Here is a 14,653-nt window from a genome sequence, read left to right as displayed (position 1 = left end):
GTGACTGGATAATTTCTGGATGATGGTTGTCATCCAGATGCATGATGGTCATAATCCAGAAAGAGAGTCAAACAGGGGCCAGGCGAGATGGGCCATTCCCAGGCCGACAAGGCCAGGAGCCGTGAGCGTATTCTGAACGAGGCTGCAACGCAGATCCGCGACAAGGGCCTTGAGGCGCTCAGCATCGGCGGCCTGATGCAGCAGGTGAAGCTGACCCATGGCGGTTTCTATGGGCACTTCGCCTCGCGTTCCGACCTGATCGCCGCGGCACTGGAACAGGCGCTGAATGCAGGCGAAGGATCGGCTCACGCGGCGCGCGGTCCCGACAAGCCGGTCAACATCAACGCACTGGCGCGGAGCTATCTGAGCCGCGCCCATCGCGACTCGCCCAAGTCGGGCTGCGCGATCGGCGCGCTGATCTCGGATGTCGGCCGCGCCGATGCGCAGTGCCGCGCGGTGATGGAGCCGCACATCGAATCCTTCATCGCCAAGGTCGCCGAGACGTTCGGCGACGAAGACGACGGCAACGCGATCCTCGCGGTGAGTGCGATGGTCGGGGCGCTGGCGATCTCGCGCGTCCTCACCGACCAGAAGCGGTCCGATGCCGTCCTGCGCACCGTGCGCGACAGCATCGTCGCGATGGCGTCCGACGAATGATTTCGCCCGCGCCGCGGGCACCTTGATGGAGCAAGCCATGAACGACCGATCCGCCCTCGAGCCGACCGCCGTACAAGGAAGCGTGCTGATTGCCGGCGTCGGCGCGTCGAACGGCCTCGGCGCCGCGATTGCGCGTCGCTTTGCCGCCGGCGGCTATCCCGTCGCGATCGCCGGCCGCAACGCCGACAAGCTCGCCGCGACAGCGGCCGAGCTGGCCGCAAGCGGCGCGACGGTCACGCATGTGGTCGGCGACGCCTCCACGGCGGCCGATGTTGCGCGCTTCGTCGCGGCGGCCGAGCGGCTCGCACCGCTCGCGATGGCCGTGCACAATGCAGGCTCCAACCGGCCGGCACCGTTTCTAAAGGTCAGTGAGCAGCGCTTCGAGGAGCACTGGCGCGAACACGCGCTCGGCGGCTTCCAGCTGGCACAGGCCGCGATCCCCGCTCTGCTTGCGCGCGGCGGCGGCACGCTGGTGTTCACCGGCGCCAGCGGTTCGCTACGCGGCAAGGCCAACTACTCACCGTTCGCCGCCGCCAAGGCCGCGCTGCGCGCGCTGGCGCAGAGCGTGGCGCGGGAATTCGGGCCGCAGGGCATCCATGTCGGCCATGTCGTGGTCGATGGCGGTATCGAAGGCGACCGCCTGCTGAGCATGCGTCCGCAATTGAAGGATGAGCGCGGGCCGGACGGCATGCTCAACATCGCGGCCATCGCCGACGCCTATTGGGTGCTGCATCACCAGCATCGCAGCGCCTGGACGCTGGAGCTCGACCTGCGGCCGTGGGCGGAGCAGTTCTGAACGCGCTGCGCCGCCCTCCCGCCCGTGAATATAGGTTGCGATCGGCCGGAATCTTGTCAGCTTATGCGGCAAGGTCCGTCGAGATCGCACCCTGTCCCGGGAGAAGGCCATGTCGCAGCCCACGCCGATCCTGCACCATTTCGATCAATCGCCGTTCTCCGAGAAGATCCGCATCATCTTCGGATTCAAGAAGCTCGCCTGGAGCTCGGTGCGGATCTCGCGGATCATGCCGCGGCCCGACCTGATGCCGATGACCGGCGGCTATCGCCGCACGCCGACGATGCAGATCGGCGCCGACATCTATTGTGACACCCAGATCATCATCCGCGAGCTGGAGCGGCGCTACCCGACGCCGACGCTGTTTCCGGCAGGCAACGCCGGCATGCCCTGGGCGCTCGGCATGTGGACCGACCGGCCGTTCTTCCAGAACACGGTCAACCTCGTGTTCGGCTTCATCGGCGACAGGGTCCCGCGGGATTTCATCGAGGATCGCGAGAAGCTGCGCGGCGGCAAGTTCGACGTCGCCGCCATGACCGCGGCGCTGCCGCAGATGCGCGACCAGTTCCGCGCCAATATCGACTGGATCGAGGCGCAACTCGGCGACGGCCGGCCGTGGCTGTTCGGCGAGTTCAGCCTCGCGGACGTCAGCGCCTACATGAACGTGTGGTACGCGCGACAGAGCCTCGCCATGATGGACGAGATCATGACGTCCTTTCCGCGCGTTGCGGCATGGGAGGAGCGCGTCCGCGCCATCGGCCACGGCACGCGCACCGAGATGTCGTCGGCCGACGCGCTCGAGATCGCGGCGAAGGCGCGGCCGGAGTCGCCCGTGTTCGGCGACCCCACGGACCCGAACGGTCGCAAGCCCGGCGACGTCGTTGCCGTGATGCCGGATGACTACGGCAAGATCCCGGTGCGTGGCGAGATCGTCTCGCTGTCGGCGCAACACATCGCGATCCGCCGGTCGGATGAGCGCGTCGGCGAGGTGGTGGTGCATTTCCCGCGCGCCGGCTTCCTGGTGGTCCCGGGTTGATTGCCGCGGGCTGCTCGACATCGGGCCTGGAAACGCTGCGTTTCGCGGCGTGACCTTGCCGGCCCGCTGAATCGGCAATAGCTCCCGGTTATCTCCAACCCAAGGCTCCACAGCGCAGGCTTGCGGATCGATCCGCAGCAACCCGACCTTTCGGCCTGCGTGCGATGGGTGGCCCGTGGCGGATGCTCCGCCACGCCGACAACCGGACTGACCATGACGACCTCCGTCGAATTCGGGCTTGATACGTTTGGCGACGTCACCAACGACGCCGCCGGCACGCCGCTGCCCCATGCCCAGGTGATCCGCAACGTCGTCGACGAAGCGGTGCTGGCCGACGAGCTCGGGATCGATTTCATCGGGCTCGGCGAGCACCACCGCGCCGATTTTGCGATCTCCACGCCCGAGACCGTGCTGGCGGCAATCGCCGCACGCACCCAAAACATCCGCCTCGGCTCGGCGGTGACCGTGCTGAGCTCGGACGATCCGATCCGCGTCTTCCAGCGTTTCGCCACGGTCGACGCGGTCTCGAACGGCCGCGCCGAGGTGATCCTCGGCCGCGCCTCCTTCACCGAGTCGTTCCCGCTGTTCGGCTTCGACCTCAGGCAATACAACGAGCTATTCGAGGAGAAGCTCGATCTGTTCACCGAACTGCTCAAGCAGGAGCCGGTGACCTGGCAGGGCAAGCTGCGGCCACCGCTCAAGAGCCAGTCGGTCTATCCGCCGGTCGAGCACGGCCGGCTGAAGACCTGGATCGGCGTCGGCGGCAGTCCCGAGTCGGTGGTCCGCGCGGCGCATTACGATCTGCCGCTGATGCTTGCCATCATCGGCGGCGATCCCAAGCGTTTTGCGCCCTATGTCGACCTGCACCAGCGGGCCTGCCAGCAGTTCGGCCGCGAACCGAAGCCGATCGGCGTGCACTCGCCGGGCTATGTCGCCGAGACCGACGCCCAGGCACGCGAGGAGCTGTGGCCGGACTACAAGGTCATGCGCGACCGTATCGGCAAGGAGCGCGGCTGGCCGCCGATGGGCCGCGACGAGTTCGTGGCCGAGGCCGAGCAGGGCTCGCTCTATGTCGGCGCGCCGGAAACCGTTGCCCGCAAGATCGCGGCGACCGTCAAGGCGCTCGGCGCGGCGCGCTTCCAGCTGAAATACTCGGCGGGCCCGCTGCCGCACGACAAGCTGATGAAGAGCATCGAGCTCTATGGCAGCAAGGTGGTGCCGATGGTGCGCGAGCTGCTCGCCGCGTGATGAGCCAGAACCGGCATGACAAAGCAAAACCCCCGGCGCTTTCGCGCCGGGGGCTCTGTTAGATCGCAATCAGATCAACCGGTATTACCAGTTGCGCTGAGCGCGGAGCAGCATGGTGTAGGTGTTCTGGTCCTTCAGCTCGTAGATCGCGCCGGGCTTGCCGATCGTCGGGCTGCCGGGGAAAGCGACCGTACCAGAGAAGCCCTGGTCCAGACGGGTGTAGGTGAAGTCGGCCGAGAAGGTCAGGTTCTTCACCGGAGTCCACTGGGTCTGCGTGCCGAGCTGCGCGATGCTGTAGTCGGGGTTGCAGGACGTCAGAGCCGAACCAGCACCGAAGAAGTTGCTCAGCGAGCCGCCTACGCCGTTGCCGGCCGGACCGCAGATGTAACCCTTGGACGTGCTGTTGTAGTTAACCTGGGCCCAGGCACCGTAGATGCTGGTGTTCCAGTTCGGGTTCCAGTTATGCACGTAGGCACCGCGGAAGCCGTAGGTCGTGATCAGCTGCTGCTGACCGCCCGTCACGAAGATCGAGTCCGGCGCGATGCCGAAGCCGATGCTCTGATAGGCGCCCGGAACGTTGGTTCCGCCGAAGATGGTGTTGCCACCAGCCGAACCGGCGAGGTCCTGGATGTTATAGCGGGTTGCACCGTTGGTGTAGACACCCTGCAAGTTGATGGTGTCGCCAGGTCCGGTCGGGATGTTCTTGATCGACAAGGCCAACGAACCAGCCCAGCCCCACTTGTCGTCCGGATGACCGGTCAACTCGGTGCCGCCGTAGTAGGCCACGTGGTTGTTATGCGCGGCGAACGATGCCTGGAACAGACCCCAGGCCTGGTCGACACGCAGCATCGCGACGAGGTCCGGAGCGATCGTGCCAGCGTAGTCGCTGATGCCGAACACGTTGGTGTTGCCGGGAACGCCGAAGTTGACGGGCGCACCGAGGTTGACCACGCCAGCCTGGTAGTAAGCCGACTGATCCTGCGCCGACAGAGACAGCGACACGCCGTTGCCGAACTGCGCAGTGTAGGTGAACTGGTTCACACCAGTGATCGTGCCGCCGCCGCCGACGAGACCGTCGAAGCTGTTGCCCGGGTAGTTGGCCCACGGAGCCGAGAACTGCGAGACCGCCTTACCCATGGTGAAGCCGGCGAACTGGATGAAGGCGTAGTAGACGCCGACCGTACCAGCCGCAACCGCACCGGAGTTGGCGTTGTTCGGAGCCGAAACCGCGCCGATCGGCGAGTAAACGGTCGCACCGTTGCCCTGACCGGCATAGGTGTCCGAGGTCCAGGAGAAGGTCGCATCGAAGAAGGTGCGGACCACGCCGTATTCGGTCGCGGTGCGCGTATCGATGTTCAGGTCTTCACGAGAACGCCAGGTGTAGCCGTTGGTGAAGCGGTTGTTTGCGCCAGCGGCACCCGAGGTGTTGCCGGTGTGATCCGAGTTCGAGTTGATGACGACGTCTGCGCGCAGGTAGCCGCCCAGCTTGATGCAGGTATCGGTGCCCGGGATGTAGTAGAATCCGGGACCATACAGGGAGCAAACCTTCACGTACTCGACCGCTTTGGCCTTGACGGGAAGATCGGCCGCCTGAGCTCCGCCGACCGCGACGAGAGCCGCCGCCGAGCCGAGGATAAGGCTCTTAACCATCTTCATGTTAAACCTCCAAGTTGCTCTATCTCAGGGAAGGTTCCGGATCCGCCGGGTAAGACACCCTCAGGTTGGTTCCCTTTGTCCCTTAAAATCCCCGCTTAGTCGCTTCGCGCCTTCGGACACACCCGCATGAACGCGAGGGACTTAAGCGAACCACCTAGAACGGGACGACCTCGGGATGCCCCCCTCCGTCGTAGTTCCATATGAGACAGAAGGCCCCCGATCACGCAACAAAAGACCGCTCGGTTTGCGGCGAGTTGCGGCTGTTTTCGGGCAAATGTTGCACAAATATCACGGGCTTTTGAATTGCAACGTTTCCGCAAGCCATTGAAATACAATACGAATATTTCAGTTACCGCTATCGGGCACAAGATTGGGCAACACCGCGCGGAACGGTGTGCAAAACGCGTAGTCCTACTGAGAAAGCGAAAGCCAGAATCGGCTTCGGCAGTGCTGATTCCGGTATCCGGGCACAACATTTCGGCCCAAAACGCCGAGATTTGAACAACATAACCCGCCCTGAATACCGTCGACTCGCGCCTGGAAGGGGGCTTTCCGATGGCTCGGAGCAGGCCGAATGACGGCGGGCGGTCTGCCACGCATGTGCAGTAACGATGCTACATGTCACTGGGATGTCAGCGCGCAGAATCGGTCGATTTGTTCTCCGCAGCCCCAGCGCGCTGAAATATCTCTACTGTGCGCAGCGCACCCGCAAGGCTCGTCTCCGACGGAGCCGCGTCGCGCTCACTCGTCCAGAATGTCCAGGAGATCCTCGATCCGCTCGAAAGGCGGCTCGTGTATGTTGTCAGAATAGAACACGCGATCGCCGTCGCGCTGGAGCGAACGTGCTCTGGATTTGGGCAGCTTCCCGGGAAGGAACGTCGCCGCGACGGCCTCCGGGCCGACATCGAGCCTCACGATCCCTCTCCGCTTGCAATCGATCCTGAGCCTCGCCGCGGCGAAGAAGTCCCGACCCGCCGACGGCAGCCTGCCGAAGCGGCGCGAGGTTTCTTCCTCGAGATCCTCCAGATCGTCTTCGTTCCGGCACCTCGCGGCACGGCCATAGATTTCAAGCCGCACGGATTCCGATTGCACATAGCTCCTGGGCAGCAAATCCGCGAGCGGAAGGTTGAGATCGGGCACCCACATATCGGCGGACCGGTCGTTGGTCTTCTCCGAGGCTTGCTTGAGAAGGTGGCTGTAGAGCACCGGACCGAAAACCTGCACGTGGCCGGATTGCCGCTCCGAAAGCAGATCCCCGGCGCCTCTGAGGTCGAGATCCCGCTCGCTGATCGCAAAACCGGCGCCCGGTCTGCTGAACTCCTCCAGAACGGCCAAACGCCTCCCGGATTGTTCCGAACTGGATTCGGTCAGCATGTATGCGAAGGCGCGTGTCCCGCCGCGTCCCACCCGGCCTCTGAGCTGGTGGAGCTGTGCCAGACCGAACTTTTCCGGCCAGCAGACCACGATGGTGTTGGCCCGGGGGATGTCGAGACCGCTTTCCACGATGTTGGTCGCCAGGAGGACGTCCGCCTCGCCTTCGACGAAGCTCATCATTCGATCGTCGATTTCGTCGACGGGTAGCTTGCCATGCAGGCAGACGATGCGGAGCTCCGGGGCCATCGACTGCACGCGCGCCAGCATCGGATCCAGATCCTGGATGCGCGGACAGATCAGAAAGCTTTGCCCGTGACGTCGCTGCTCGCGCAGCAATGCTGCGGCGATGGCGGCATCCGAGAGCGGAGCGATCTTGGTCGCGACCGGAAGCCGATGAACGGGCGGGGATGCGATCACGCTCAGCTCCCTGAATCCCGCAAGGCCCGCCGCAAGTGTGCGCGGAATCGGCGTGGCACTCATCCACAGCGTATGGGCGCCCTTCGCCAGCCCTGAAAGCTTCGCCTTCTCGGCCGCGCCGAAGTGCTGCTCTTCGTCGACAATGACCAGGCTCAGCTTGGCGAACCTCACGTCCTTCGATGCGATCGCCTGCGTGCCGACCACGACCTTCATCTTGCCGCTTCGCAGGCCCTCCTTGGTCTCCTTCATCTCCGGAGCCGACGTCGCCCGCGACAGGCTTCCCACTTCGATGCCAAGCGGAGCAAACCGTTTGCGGAAGGTTGCAACGTGCTGCCTTGCCAGAACAGTCGTCGGCACGACGACGGCGACCTGCTTGCCCGACAGCGCAACGGCCGCCGCCGCGCGCAATGCCACCTCGGTCTTGCCAAACCCGACGTCGCCGCAGACGACCCGATCCATCGGATGACCGGACGCCAGATCATCGAGGACGTCGCGAATTGCCTTCGTCTGGTCGACGGTCGTGAAATACGGAAAGCGCGCGACGAACCGCTCATAGGCGGGACCGGGAGCGACCAGCTTGGGAGCGCGCCGGCGGCGCCGTTGCGCGATGTGTTTGGCAAGCGCCTTGGCGGCAGTCTGGATTTCCCGCTCCGCCTTGCCACGCCGCGTCCACCACGTACTGCCATCGGCCCTGTCCAATGCCAGCTTGCCGAGCTCCGCGGCATACGGCCAGATCAGCGCAAGATCGGCCGGCGGAACGAGGACGGCATCATCCCCCGCGAATGCCAGCCTGATCATCTCGCGCGATGATCCCTTCCCCATATCGAAGGTCTGCAAGCCATCGAGCACGGCCAGCCCGCGCTGCAGATGCACGACGACCGCGCCGCGCTCCGGCACGTCGGGATGATCGAAAGCCGAACTCCAGGCTCTGGCCATGGGCTGCAGATGATGCGCCCTGCTGCCGAGCACGTCGGTCGCCGTCACGACGACGAGCGGCTTGCGCCCTGAGCCGATGAAGCCGGTGTCGAAGTCGGCCAGCAGCGCGCCTTCGCCGCCTCGCCCCTTCGCCGCCTCGTTCCAGTCTGCGAAGCGCTCCGCCTTGATCCCGCTCATTCGCTCCATCGCGCGCAGGTCATCCTCGACCGCCGCGACAAACAGCAGCCGCGATCCGGCGCGCTCGGTGTCGGCGACAAATGCGCGAAGAGCTTTCCGCGACGAGGCGACCTTCGAGAAGTCGGGAGTGGCGGTGAAAGCTGCCTTTCGGGGCAGCGAGCTCATCCGTCTGGTCTGCCGTTTCCAGTCAGCGGGCCCCAGATACTCGCGCTCCGCCTCCCTGCGGCCGGCCGCCTCCTTGATCGTGCTCAGCCAGCTATCGGCGTGGCCCGAAACGCCGGCGTCCGCGATCCAGTGCGCGCGCTGACAATAATCCGGCAGCGCCGCCCGCTGTGCCCGCTTGCCTCCCAACGCGATCCGTTCGGACATCGGGTCGATGTGCAGTTCCTCCGCGTCGAACACGACGTCGTGCTCGTCCGGATCGACACCTGCGATTCTGCGGATCACGCCACCGGAATGCTCAATTCTGAACGGCCCCAGCGCGCCCGCGGGAAATACCTCGAACGTCATTCCGTGGAACAGAGCGCTGCCGGGATAATCCGCCTCTTCGTCGAGATCGTATCCCAGAGCTTCCAGACGATCCTTGAGTTCCTGCTCGGAATAGCCCGCCCCCACCTTCAGGCTGATGCTGAGGCGCGCCGAGCTGGCGGGCAACGGCAACCGCTCCATGATCGCCTCCGCCGTCGACACCAGGAAGACCGGCTTCTTGCTCCGGGCGAGGCGCCTCAACACCGAACTGCGCCTCCCGGCGATCTCTCGTGACGGCTCCAGCCCGTCAAAGGGCAAGGTATTCAGCCGCGGGAACACCAGCACCTCGAGCGAGGGATCGAGCGAATACAGCACGCTGCCCAGGCGCTCGGCCCTGTTCTCGCTTTCCGCAAGGAAAACGATGCCGTCCCGCCCGGACTTCTTCCATTGCTCGAGAAGATGGAGCGCCAGCATGCCGAGCGGTGAGGAAGACGAGATTCCGGAACGCGCCGATCCCTTGCTTTTCTTCTTCGCGCCAGCAGCAGCGCGGGCCTTCTTGGTATTCGCCACGTCAGATCCGTCGTTATGTCGTGATTACGATCGCCCGTTGACCTGGATCTCCGGGCGACTCGGGGCTTGTCGCCCGCCGCCATGGAAACCAAAGCGGCACAGATTTCCAGCCAGCCGGCCCAATCCGCCCGAAATGGCGGCGGGGGCCGGCCGGCAAAAATCGATTCCTCTCTTGAAATCAACGGCTTGCTTGCTGGCTGGGGCGGGAGGGATCGAACCTCCGAATGGCGGAATCAAAATCCGCTGCCTTACCGCTTGGCTACGCCCCAACGCGCCGATCGAAGGCCACGTCGGTCTATAGGGTGAGTCCCGCCATTTCAACAGGGCGGCGATCGAAAAGGCACGAAAGCCGCAGGATGATGACGGTGCTCTTATTATAAGGCGACGCCGCAGTGGCCGAAACAGACCGTGCGATGTCCGTTCGGACTGTTGAGGGGCCGCCGGTTTCATGGGATGACAATTTGCAAACGCCTCGTCGGGAGTAACGCCATGACCTACCGTGCGCCGATCAACGATATCCTGCTGTCCCTCAATCACGGTGCGGGGCTCGCTGCCGCCGTGGAGGCCGGCCACTACGGCGATTTCGACGGCGATATCACCGCTGCGGTGCTGGAAGAAGCCGGCAAGTTCGCCTCCGATGTGCTGGCGCCGCTGAATCGTGTCGGCGACGAGCACGGCATCAAGCTCGACAACGGCAAGGTGACGACCGCGCCGGGCTGGCCCGACGCCTACCAGCGCTGGACCGCCGCGGGCTGGAACGCGGTGTCGGGGCCGGAGGCGTTCGGCGGCCAGGGCCTGCCGCTCGCGGTCAACGCCGCCTGCACCGAGATCTGGAGCGCGTCGAACGTCGCCTTCGGCCTCTGCCCGCTGCTGACGCTGTCGGCAATCGAGGCGCTCGATGCCCATGGCAGCGCCGAACTGAAGAAGACCTATCTCGAGAAGTTGGTCACCGGCGAGTGGACCGGCACGATGCAGCTCACCGAGCCCAATGCCGGCTCCGACGTCGGCGCGCTGCGCACCCGCGCCGAACGCGCCCCCGACGGCACCTACCGCATCAAGGGCACCAAGATCTTCATCACCTATGGCGAGCACGACATGACCGACAACATCGTGCATTTCGTGCTTGCGCGATTGCCCGATGCCCCCTCGGGTACCAAGGGGATCTCGCTGTTCCTGGTGCCGAAATTTCTGGTCAACGCCGACGGCTCGCTCGGCGATCGCAACGACATCCATGCCTCTGGCGTCGAGCACAAGCTCGGCATGCACGCATCGCCGACCTGCACCATGACGATGGGCGATAAGGGTGGCGCGATCGGTTATCTGATCGGCGAGGAAAACCAGGGCATGCGCTGCATGTTCACGATGATGAACCAGGCCCGCCTCGGCGTCGGCCTCGAAGGCGTCGGCATTGCCGACCGCGCCTATCAGCAGGCGCTGGCCTATGCGCAGGAGCGCAGGCAAGGGAAAGCTATCGGTCGCAAGGGCGACGGGATGGATCCGATCATCGTGCATCCCGACGTCAAGCGCATGCTGATGCAGATGCGCAGCATGACGGCGGCGGCGCGCACGATCTGCTACGCCACCGCGGTCGCGCTCGACGTTTCGGTGCGCGCCAAGGACGCCAAGGTGTGCGCCGAGGCCGCGGCCCGCGGCGCGCTGCTGACCCCGATCGCCAAGGCCTTCTCCACCGACATCGGCAACGAGGTCGCCTATCTCGGCGTGCAGATCCACGGCGGCATGGGCTTCATCGAGGAGACCGGCGCCGCGCAGCACTATCGCGACGCCCGCATCACCTCGATCTACGAGGGCACCAACGGCATCCAGTCGATCGACCTCGTCACCCGCAAGCTCGGCGCCAGTGGCGGCGCCTCGGTCTGGGCGCTGCTGGACGAGCTCGCTGCCGTCATCAAGCAGGTCGAGACCTCCAACGATCCGGCGTTCGGCACCACGGGCGCCAAGCTGCGCGACGCGCACGCCGCGCTGGAGCGCACCAGCAAATGGCTGCTCGAGCGCCTCGCCTCGGCGCCGAACGAGGCACTGGCCGGCGCAACGCCCTATCTGCGGCTGTTCGCCGCAACGCTCGGTGGCTGCATGCTCGCCGGCGAGGCGCTGGCCGCCAAGGCGAACGGCGAAGCCGAGCCGCAGCGCTATGTCGCGCTGGCGCGCTTCTTCGCCGAGAACATCGCCGTGCAGGCGCCGTCGCTGGAAAAGACCGTGACCGAAAGCGCCGAGGCGGTGACCGGCGCGGATGCGGTGCTGGCGGGATAAGATACCTTCCACCGTCATTGCGAGGTGAGAGGGCCCAAAGCGCTGTGCTCGCCAAAGGCCCTCCTCGCTCGTTTGATGCACATGACGTGCCGCATCACAACTGTCGTCCCTGCGAAAGCAGGGACCCATAACCACAGCCTTCCGTTTTGAAACGAGCTGTGGCTCCAGCGTTGCAAACCAATCGGCACTTGTGGTTATGGGTCCCGGGTCGCGCTTCGCTTGCCCGGGACGGCATCGAGTTTTGCGCCTACCGCCGAATCATACGTTTCGTCAGCGATCCGCGCGAAACGCGCGAAATTCCTCCGGGCCGTCGAGCAAGTCACGCTTGCGCGCGGCCTGATCGAACTGGCTGGCGGAATGATCTGCCATTGCGTTGATGGCCGTGCCGGCCAGGTTCTGCGCACGTCGCCGTTGATCGTCGTTCCTCGACCGAATATCCCGATCCACGGCTCGCCGACGACAGATCTCATCGGAGAGACGTTCCTGGAGGCATCCGTTGCCTCGATAAGATCGCTGCGTCATCTTGCACGATCCTTCCAGCAGGATCGGTACGGGCTAGGTCTCCCGTGTGCCGCCTGCTTGCTGTGGCGATTGTGGTGATTGCCTTGGCGCCGAAGGTTTGGACGCCGGGAATTTGGGTTTCCGCGGAGGTGCCGCGATCAATCCATCCCGTATCGCTTGCTTGCGGGCAAGCTTGCGGGCTCGCCGCACGGCCTCGGATTTCTCTCGAGCCCTTTTTTCCGATGGCTTTTCGAACGATCTGCGGCGCTTCATCTCTCTAAAGACGCCCTCGCGCTGCAACCTCTTCTTTAGAACTCGAAGCGCCTGGTCGATGTTGTTGTCCCTGACAAGAACTTGCAACGGTTCACCTCTCTCGCGGTACAACGCACATTGAATGAACAAGACAAGAGCCCGCTCTATCAGTGACAGAGCGGGCCGCACTGCCATTCCAGTACATCCGTGGAACGGCAGCCGACGAACAACATCGCGGAAGCTTCAGCCGCGGTGCTACAAGCACGCGTCCTCGCTTTCATCCGACGATGTCTTTGGAAAAAGGTCCCGTGGGACCGATCTACAAGGCTCAAGGCCAGTCGATCCATCAAAGCTATGCACTTATCCCGGCTATGCAAGACGCAATCGCAGATCGTGAGAATTATATCCGACGGTTCAGCCACACCGAAATCATGGCTGAACGGCGATGGCGGCTTGACCGCGAACGCGAAAAGCGGTTCCCCAAAATCTCCATCGTTGCCGAGTAGCAAATTCGCTCCAACTAGCGCAGAGTACAGCGCTGCCGGATAACTATTGAGCGCCGGCACCTGAGAGCCTGGGCAGCTCCCGCCACAAAAGGGAGCCGAAGATGGCAACCCGCTACTATTTCGATATCCGCAACGGCGAGCAACTCTATGCCGACAAACAGGGCATCGAGCTACGCGACGAGGAAACTGCCGCGCACGAAGCGATGCAGTCATTGCTCAGCATAGCCAAGGAGAACCCGCCTTTGGACAAACACAGGCTGCTGGCGTTTGAGGTCCGGACGGACGAAGGCCCGCTGTTTCAGGTCAGTCTCAGTCTGGGCATCACAAGGTGCTAGCTGCCGCGCTGCGCAGCCCAGCTCAAGAATCCAGCCGGCAACTGCGCCAAGCGATAGCCACCTCAAGCACGGGCCCGTCGCCGTCCCGGACCTCGATGGCAATCTGATGGAAATTGTGACCGCGAAAGGAATCCCGAATTACGTCGGCCAAGGCGCGCGCAGCCTCCTCCTGAACCGCACCGAAGTTGGACATCTCCATGCCCTCTTCGTCGATCGCCAGGCCGCCGCCATCACGAAGATCGAAATAATAGCGCGTCATCGCCATGGTAATTTACCCCGGCTCTCGATTGTTCCTGCGAAGACCGAGGAATGTGGCCGGTGAGGACAGAGGCGCGCGAGCCGTCCGGGTGAGTCATGACCGCAAAAGCGAGAGAGTTCCTTGATTTCTGGATTGAAAACAGCGTCCACGCTGCCGAGCAATATGGAACGCCGGGTGCCTCGCAGGACGTTGCCGAGTTGGCGCGCCGGTGCATCGAGATAGCGGGACAGCAAGGCCTGACGGAACAGGATCTGCGTGATGCGGCCGGCGATATCACTGACTACATCAGGATCAGACTGAAGGCGGCGAACAGGAAGGAAGCCGATCGTCCCAAATGGTTCGGGCCACGGCCTGGCTTCGCGGCCTGAACTGGCGGCCGAGGCCGCGAAACAACAGGTCCGCTTCAGCAACGTATCAGCGACGGACTCGAAGACGTGCGTGATTGAGCGGCTTAACGCACGATGCGCTTGACCCGTTTGGTTCTCTTGGCAGCCACAGATGCCGTGCCAGCGGGTGCAGAGCCAGCCTGCGCGGCGGCCGCCTCGGCGTCACGCGCTTCACGGAGAGCCCGCAGACGCACCATGTTCTTGCGCACGGCGATCGCATCGCGCTCGACTTCAGCGATTGCCTGCGCACCAGCCTCGGCGGCAAGCCGCTGGCGTTGGGCCTTGGCCAGGCGCTCGGCAGAGAGTTCTTCCGGCTTCTTGGCCATGAGCGAATGAGCCCTTTGAAAAGCAGCGAGACCCGCTCAACCCATCAGAGGATCGAGCGGGCCGCGGCTGTCATCCCAGTACATCCGTGGAATAACAGATCGATTCAAGCCAGCCGAAGATCTTCGGCGCTGGTCTTGCCACGCATCTTGTCGACCTTGAGTTCGAACGACAGCTTCTGGCCCTCGGCGAGACCGCCAAGTCCGGCCCGCTCGACAGCGCTGATGTGAACGAACACGTCATTCGTGCCATCATCGGGCTGAATGAAACCGAAGCCCTTCTGGCCGTTGAACCACTTCACAGTACCTGTAGGCATTTGTCTTCTCCAAAGCGGACGCACGTGAATTCGCGCCTGGTTCCGCATCATCCTTCAACCGACGATGTTCTTTGGAAAAGGGCCGCTTTGACCATTCAACAAGGCACAACGGCAAATCGAACGCTGCAAGCATACACACTTAATCCGCTAGGGCAAGCTCGGAAGCGCCGTCGA

General features: G+C 63.9%; 15 protein-coding genes and 1 tRNA gene. 8 read left to right on the top strand and 8 right to left on the bottom strand.

What is annotated here, in order from left to right:
* Positions 1-87: 87 nt before the first annotated feature.
* The 4 genes from ACVIHF_RS05600 to ACVIHF_RS05585 all read left to right on the top strand — a co-directional run bounded on the left by ACVIHF_RS05600 (position 88) and on the right by ACVIHF_RS05585 (position 3,734).
* Positions 88-657, top strand: coding sequence for a TetR/AcrR family transcriptional regulator (locus ACVIHF_RS05600; protein WP_253603080.1), 570 nt, complete (start codon positions 88-90; stop codon positions 655-657).
* Positions 658-694: 37 nt separating this feature from the next.
* Positions 695-1,453 (top strand): SDR family NAD(P)-dependent oxidoreductase, encoded by a 759-nt coding sequence (locus ACVIHF_RS05595; protein ID WP_225643526.1) that lies wholly within the window; start codon positions 695-697, stop codon positions 1,451-1,453.
* Between the two features lie 109 nt (positions 1,454-1,562).
* Positions 1,563-2,486, top strand: coding sequence for a glutathione S-transferase family protein (locus tag ACVIHF_RS05590; RefSeq protein WP_253603082.1), 924 nt, complete (start codon positions 1,563-1,565; stop codon positions 2,484-2,486).
* A 213-nt stretch (positions 2,487-2,699) separates the two neighbouring features.
* Positions 2,700-3,734, top strand: coding sequence for an LLM class flavin-dependent oxidoreductase (locus tag ACVIHF_RS05585; RefSeq protein WP_456791853.1), 1,035 nt, complete (start codon positions 2,700-2,702; stop codon positions 3,732-3,734).
* Between the two features lie 84 nt (positions 3,735-3,818).
* Here the strand turns inward: ACVIHF_RS05585 and ACVIHF_RS05580 are convergent, their stop codons facing one another.
* The 3 genes from ACVIHF_RS05580 to ACVIHF_RS05570 all read right to left on the bottom strand — a co-directional run bounded on the left by ACVIHF_RS05580 (position 3,819) and on the right by ACVIHF_RS05570 (position 9,601).
* Positions 3,819-5,390, bottom strand: coding sequence for a porin (locus ACVIHF_RS05580; protein WP_253603086.1), 1,572 nt, complete (start codon positions 5,388-5,390; stop codon positions 3,819-3,821).
* A gap of 741 nt (positions 5,391-6,131) precedes the next feature.
* Positions 6,132-9,236 carry a DEAD/DEAH box helicase gene (locus ACVIHF_RS05575; protein ID WP_253609755.1) on the bottom strand — a complete coding sequence of 1,035 codons (3,105 nt, stop codon included), beginning with the start codon at positions 9,234-9,236 and terminating at the stop codon, positions 6,132-6,134.
* Positions 9,237-9,526: 290 nt separating this feature from the next.
* A tRNA-Gln gene (locus tag ACVIHF_RS05570) sits at positions 9,527-9,601 on the bottom strand.
* Between the two features lie 220 nt (positions 9,602-9,821).
* Here ACVIHF_RS05570 and ACVIHF_RS05565 point away from each other — a divergent pair.
* The gene (locus ACVIHF_RS05565) at positions 9,822-11,600 is read left to right on the top strand and encodes an acyl-CoA dehydrogenase (protein WP_253603088.1); all 1,779 of its coding nucleotides are present in this window, start codon (positions 9,822-9,824) and stop codon (positions 11,598-11,600) included.
* Positions 11,601-11,870: 270 nt separating this feature from the next.
* Here ACVIHF_RS05565 and ACVIHF_RS05560 read toward each other — a convergent pair whose 3' ends face one another.
* Both ACVIHF_RS05560 and rpsU read right to left on the bottom strand, forming a co-directional pair.
* Positions 11,871-12,122: a hypothetical protein gene (locus ACVIHF_RS05560; RefSeq protein WP_253603090.1), complete on the bottom strand. Its 252-nt coding sequence runs from the start codon at positions 12,120-12,122 to the stop codon at positions 11,871-11,873.
* A 33-nt stretch (positions 12,123-12,155) separates the two neighbouring features.
* Positions 12,156-12,461: a 30S ribosomal protein S21 gene (gene rpsU / locus ACVIHF_RS05555; protein ID WP_075968627.1), complete on the bottom strand. Its 306-nt coding sequence runs from the start codon at positions 12,459-12,461 to the stop codon at positions 12,156-12,158.
* Positions 12,462-12,661: 200 nt separating this feature from the next.
* On the opposite strand from rpsU, the gene ACVIHF_RS05550 reads away from it, so the two are divergent.
* Complete coding sequence (locus ACVIHF_RS05550) at positions 12,662-12,859, top strand: hypothetical protein (RefSeq protein WP_253603092.1); 198 nt, start codon at positions 12,662-12,664, stop codon at positions 12,857-12,859.
* A gap of 101 nt (positions 12,860-12,960) precedes the next feature.
* On the top strand, positions 12,961-13,194 hold the full coding sequence (locus ACVIHF_RS05545) for a DUF6894 family protein (protein WP_253603093.1): 234 nt from the start codon (positions 12,961-12,963) through the stop codon (positions 13,192-13,194).
* 22 nt (positions 13,195-13,216) lie between these two features.
* Here ACVIHF_RS05545 and ACVIHF_RS05540 read toward each other — a convergent pair whose 3' ends face one another.
* The gene (locus ACVIHF_RS05540; RefSeq protein ID WP_253603095.1) at positions 13,217-13,459 is read right to left on the bottom strand and encodes a DUF6894 family protein; all 243 of its coding nucleotides are present in this window, start codon (positions 13,457-13,459) and stop codon (positions 13,217-13,219) included.
* 89 nt (positions 13,460-13,548) lie between these two features.
* Between ACVIHF_RS05540 and ACVIHF_RS05535 the strand changes: the two genes are divergently transcribed.
* Positions 13,549-13,821 (top strand): RidA family protein, encoded by a 273-nt coding sequence (locus tag ACVIHF_RS05535; RefSeq protein WP_253603096.1) that lies wholly within the window; start codon positions 13,549-13,551, stop codon positions 13,819-13,821.
* Between the two features lie 83 nt (positions 13,822-13,904).
* On the opposite strand, the gene ACVIHF_RS05530 is transcribed toward ACVIHF_RS05535, so the two are convergent.
* Both ACVIHF_RS05530 and ACVIHF_RS05525 read right to left on the bottom strand, forming a co-directional pair.
* Positions 13,905-14,165 carry a hypothetical protein gene (locus tag ACVIHF_RS05530; protein WP_057015228.1) on the bottom strand — a complete coding sequence of 87 codons (261 nt, stop codon included), beginning with the start codon at positions 14,163-14,165 and terminating at the stop codon, positions 13,905-13,907.
* 104 nt (positions 14,166-14,269) lie between these two features.
* On the bottom strand, positions 14,270-14,479 hold the full coding sequence (locus ACVIHF_RS05525) for a cold-shock protein (protein ID WP_028339489.1): 210 nt from the start codon (positions 14,477-14,479) through the stop codon (positions 14,270-14,272).
* Positions 14,480-14,653: the final 174 nt, after the last annotated feature.

It is taken from the genome of Bradyrhizobium sp. USDA 4506 (assembly GCF_054058795.1).
This window is presented reverse-complemented; position numbering and strand designations above follow the sequence as displayed.

Bases quoted from the DNA above. Each gene is read 5' to 3' on its own strand.
- ACVIHF_RS05540 (WP_253603095.1), bottom strand. From the start codon at position 13,459: ATGGCGATGACGCGCTATTATTTCGATCTTCGTGATGGCGGCGGCCTG.
- ACVIHF_RS05530 (WP_057015228.1), bottom strand. From the start codon at position 14,165: ATGGCCAAGAAGCCGGAAGAACTCTCTGCCGAGCGCCTGGCCAAGGCC.
- ACVIHF_RS05565 (WP_253603088.1), top strand. From the start codon at position 9,822: ATGACCTACCGTGCGCCGATCAACGATATCCTGCTGTCCCTCAATCAC.
- ACVIHF_RS05525 (WP_028339489.1), bottom strand. From the start codon at position 14,479: ATGCCTACAGGTACTGTGAAGTGGTTCAACGGCCAGAAGGGCTTCGGT.
- ACVIHF_RS05600 (WP_253603080.1), top strand. From the start codon at position 88: ATGGGCCATTCCCAGGCCGACAAGGCCAGGAGCCGTGAGCGTATTCTG.
- ACVIHF_RS05595 (WP_225643526.1), top strand. From the start codon at position 695: ATGAACGACCGATCCGCCCTCGAGCCGACCGCCGTACAAGGAAGCGTG.
- ACVIHF_RS05585 (WP_456791853.1), top strand. From the start codon at position 2,700: ATGACGACCTCCGTCGAATTCGGGCTTGATACGTTTGGCGACGTCACC.
- ACVIHF_RS05560 (WP_253603090.1), bottom strand. From the start codon at position 12,122: ATGACGCAGCGATCTTATCGAGGCAACGGATGCCTCCAGGAACGTCTC.
- ACVIHF_RS05545 (WP_253603093.1), top strand. From the start codon at position 12,961: ATGGCAACCCGCTACTATTTCGATATCCGCAACGGCGAGCAACTCTAT.
- ACVIHF_RS05575 (WP_253609755.1), bottom strand. From the start codon at position 9,236: ATGCTGGCGCTCCATCTTCTCGAGCAATGGAAGAAGTCCGGGCGGGAC.
- ACVIHF_RS05580 (WP_253603086.1), bottom strand. From the start codon at position 5,390: ATGAAGATGGTTAAGAGCCTTATCCTCGGCTCGGCGGCGGCTCTCGTC.
- ACVIHF_RS05535 (WP_253603096.1), top strand. From the start codon at position 13,549: ATGACCGCAAAAGCGAGAGAGTTCCTTGATTTCTGGATTGAAAACAGC.
- ACVIHF_RS05590 (WP_253603082.1), top strand. From the start codon at position 1,563: ATGTCGCAGCCCACGCCGATCCTGCACCATTTCGATCAATCGCCGTTC.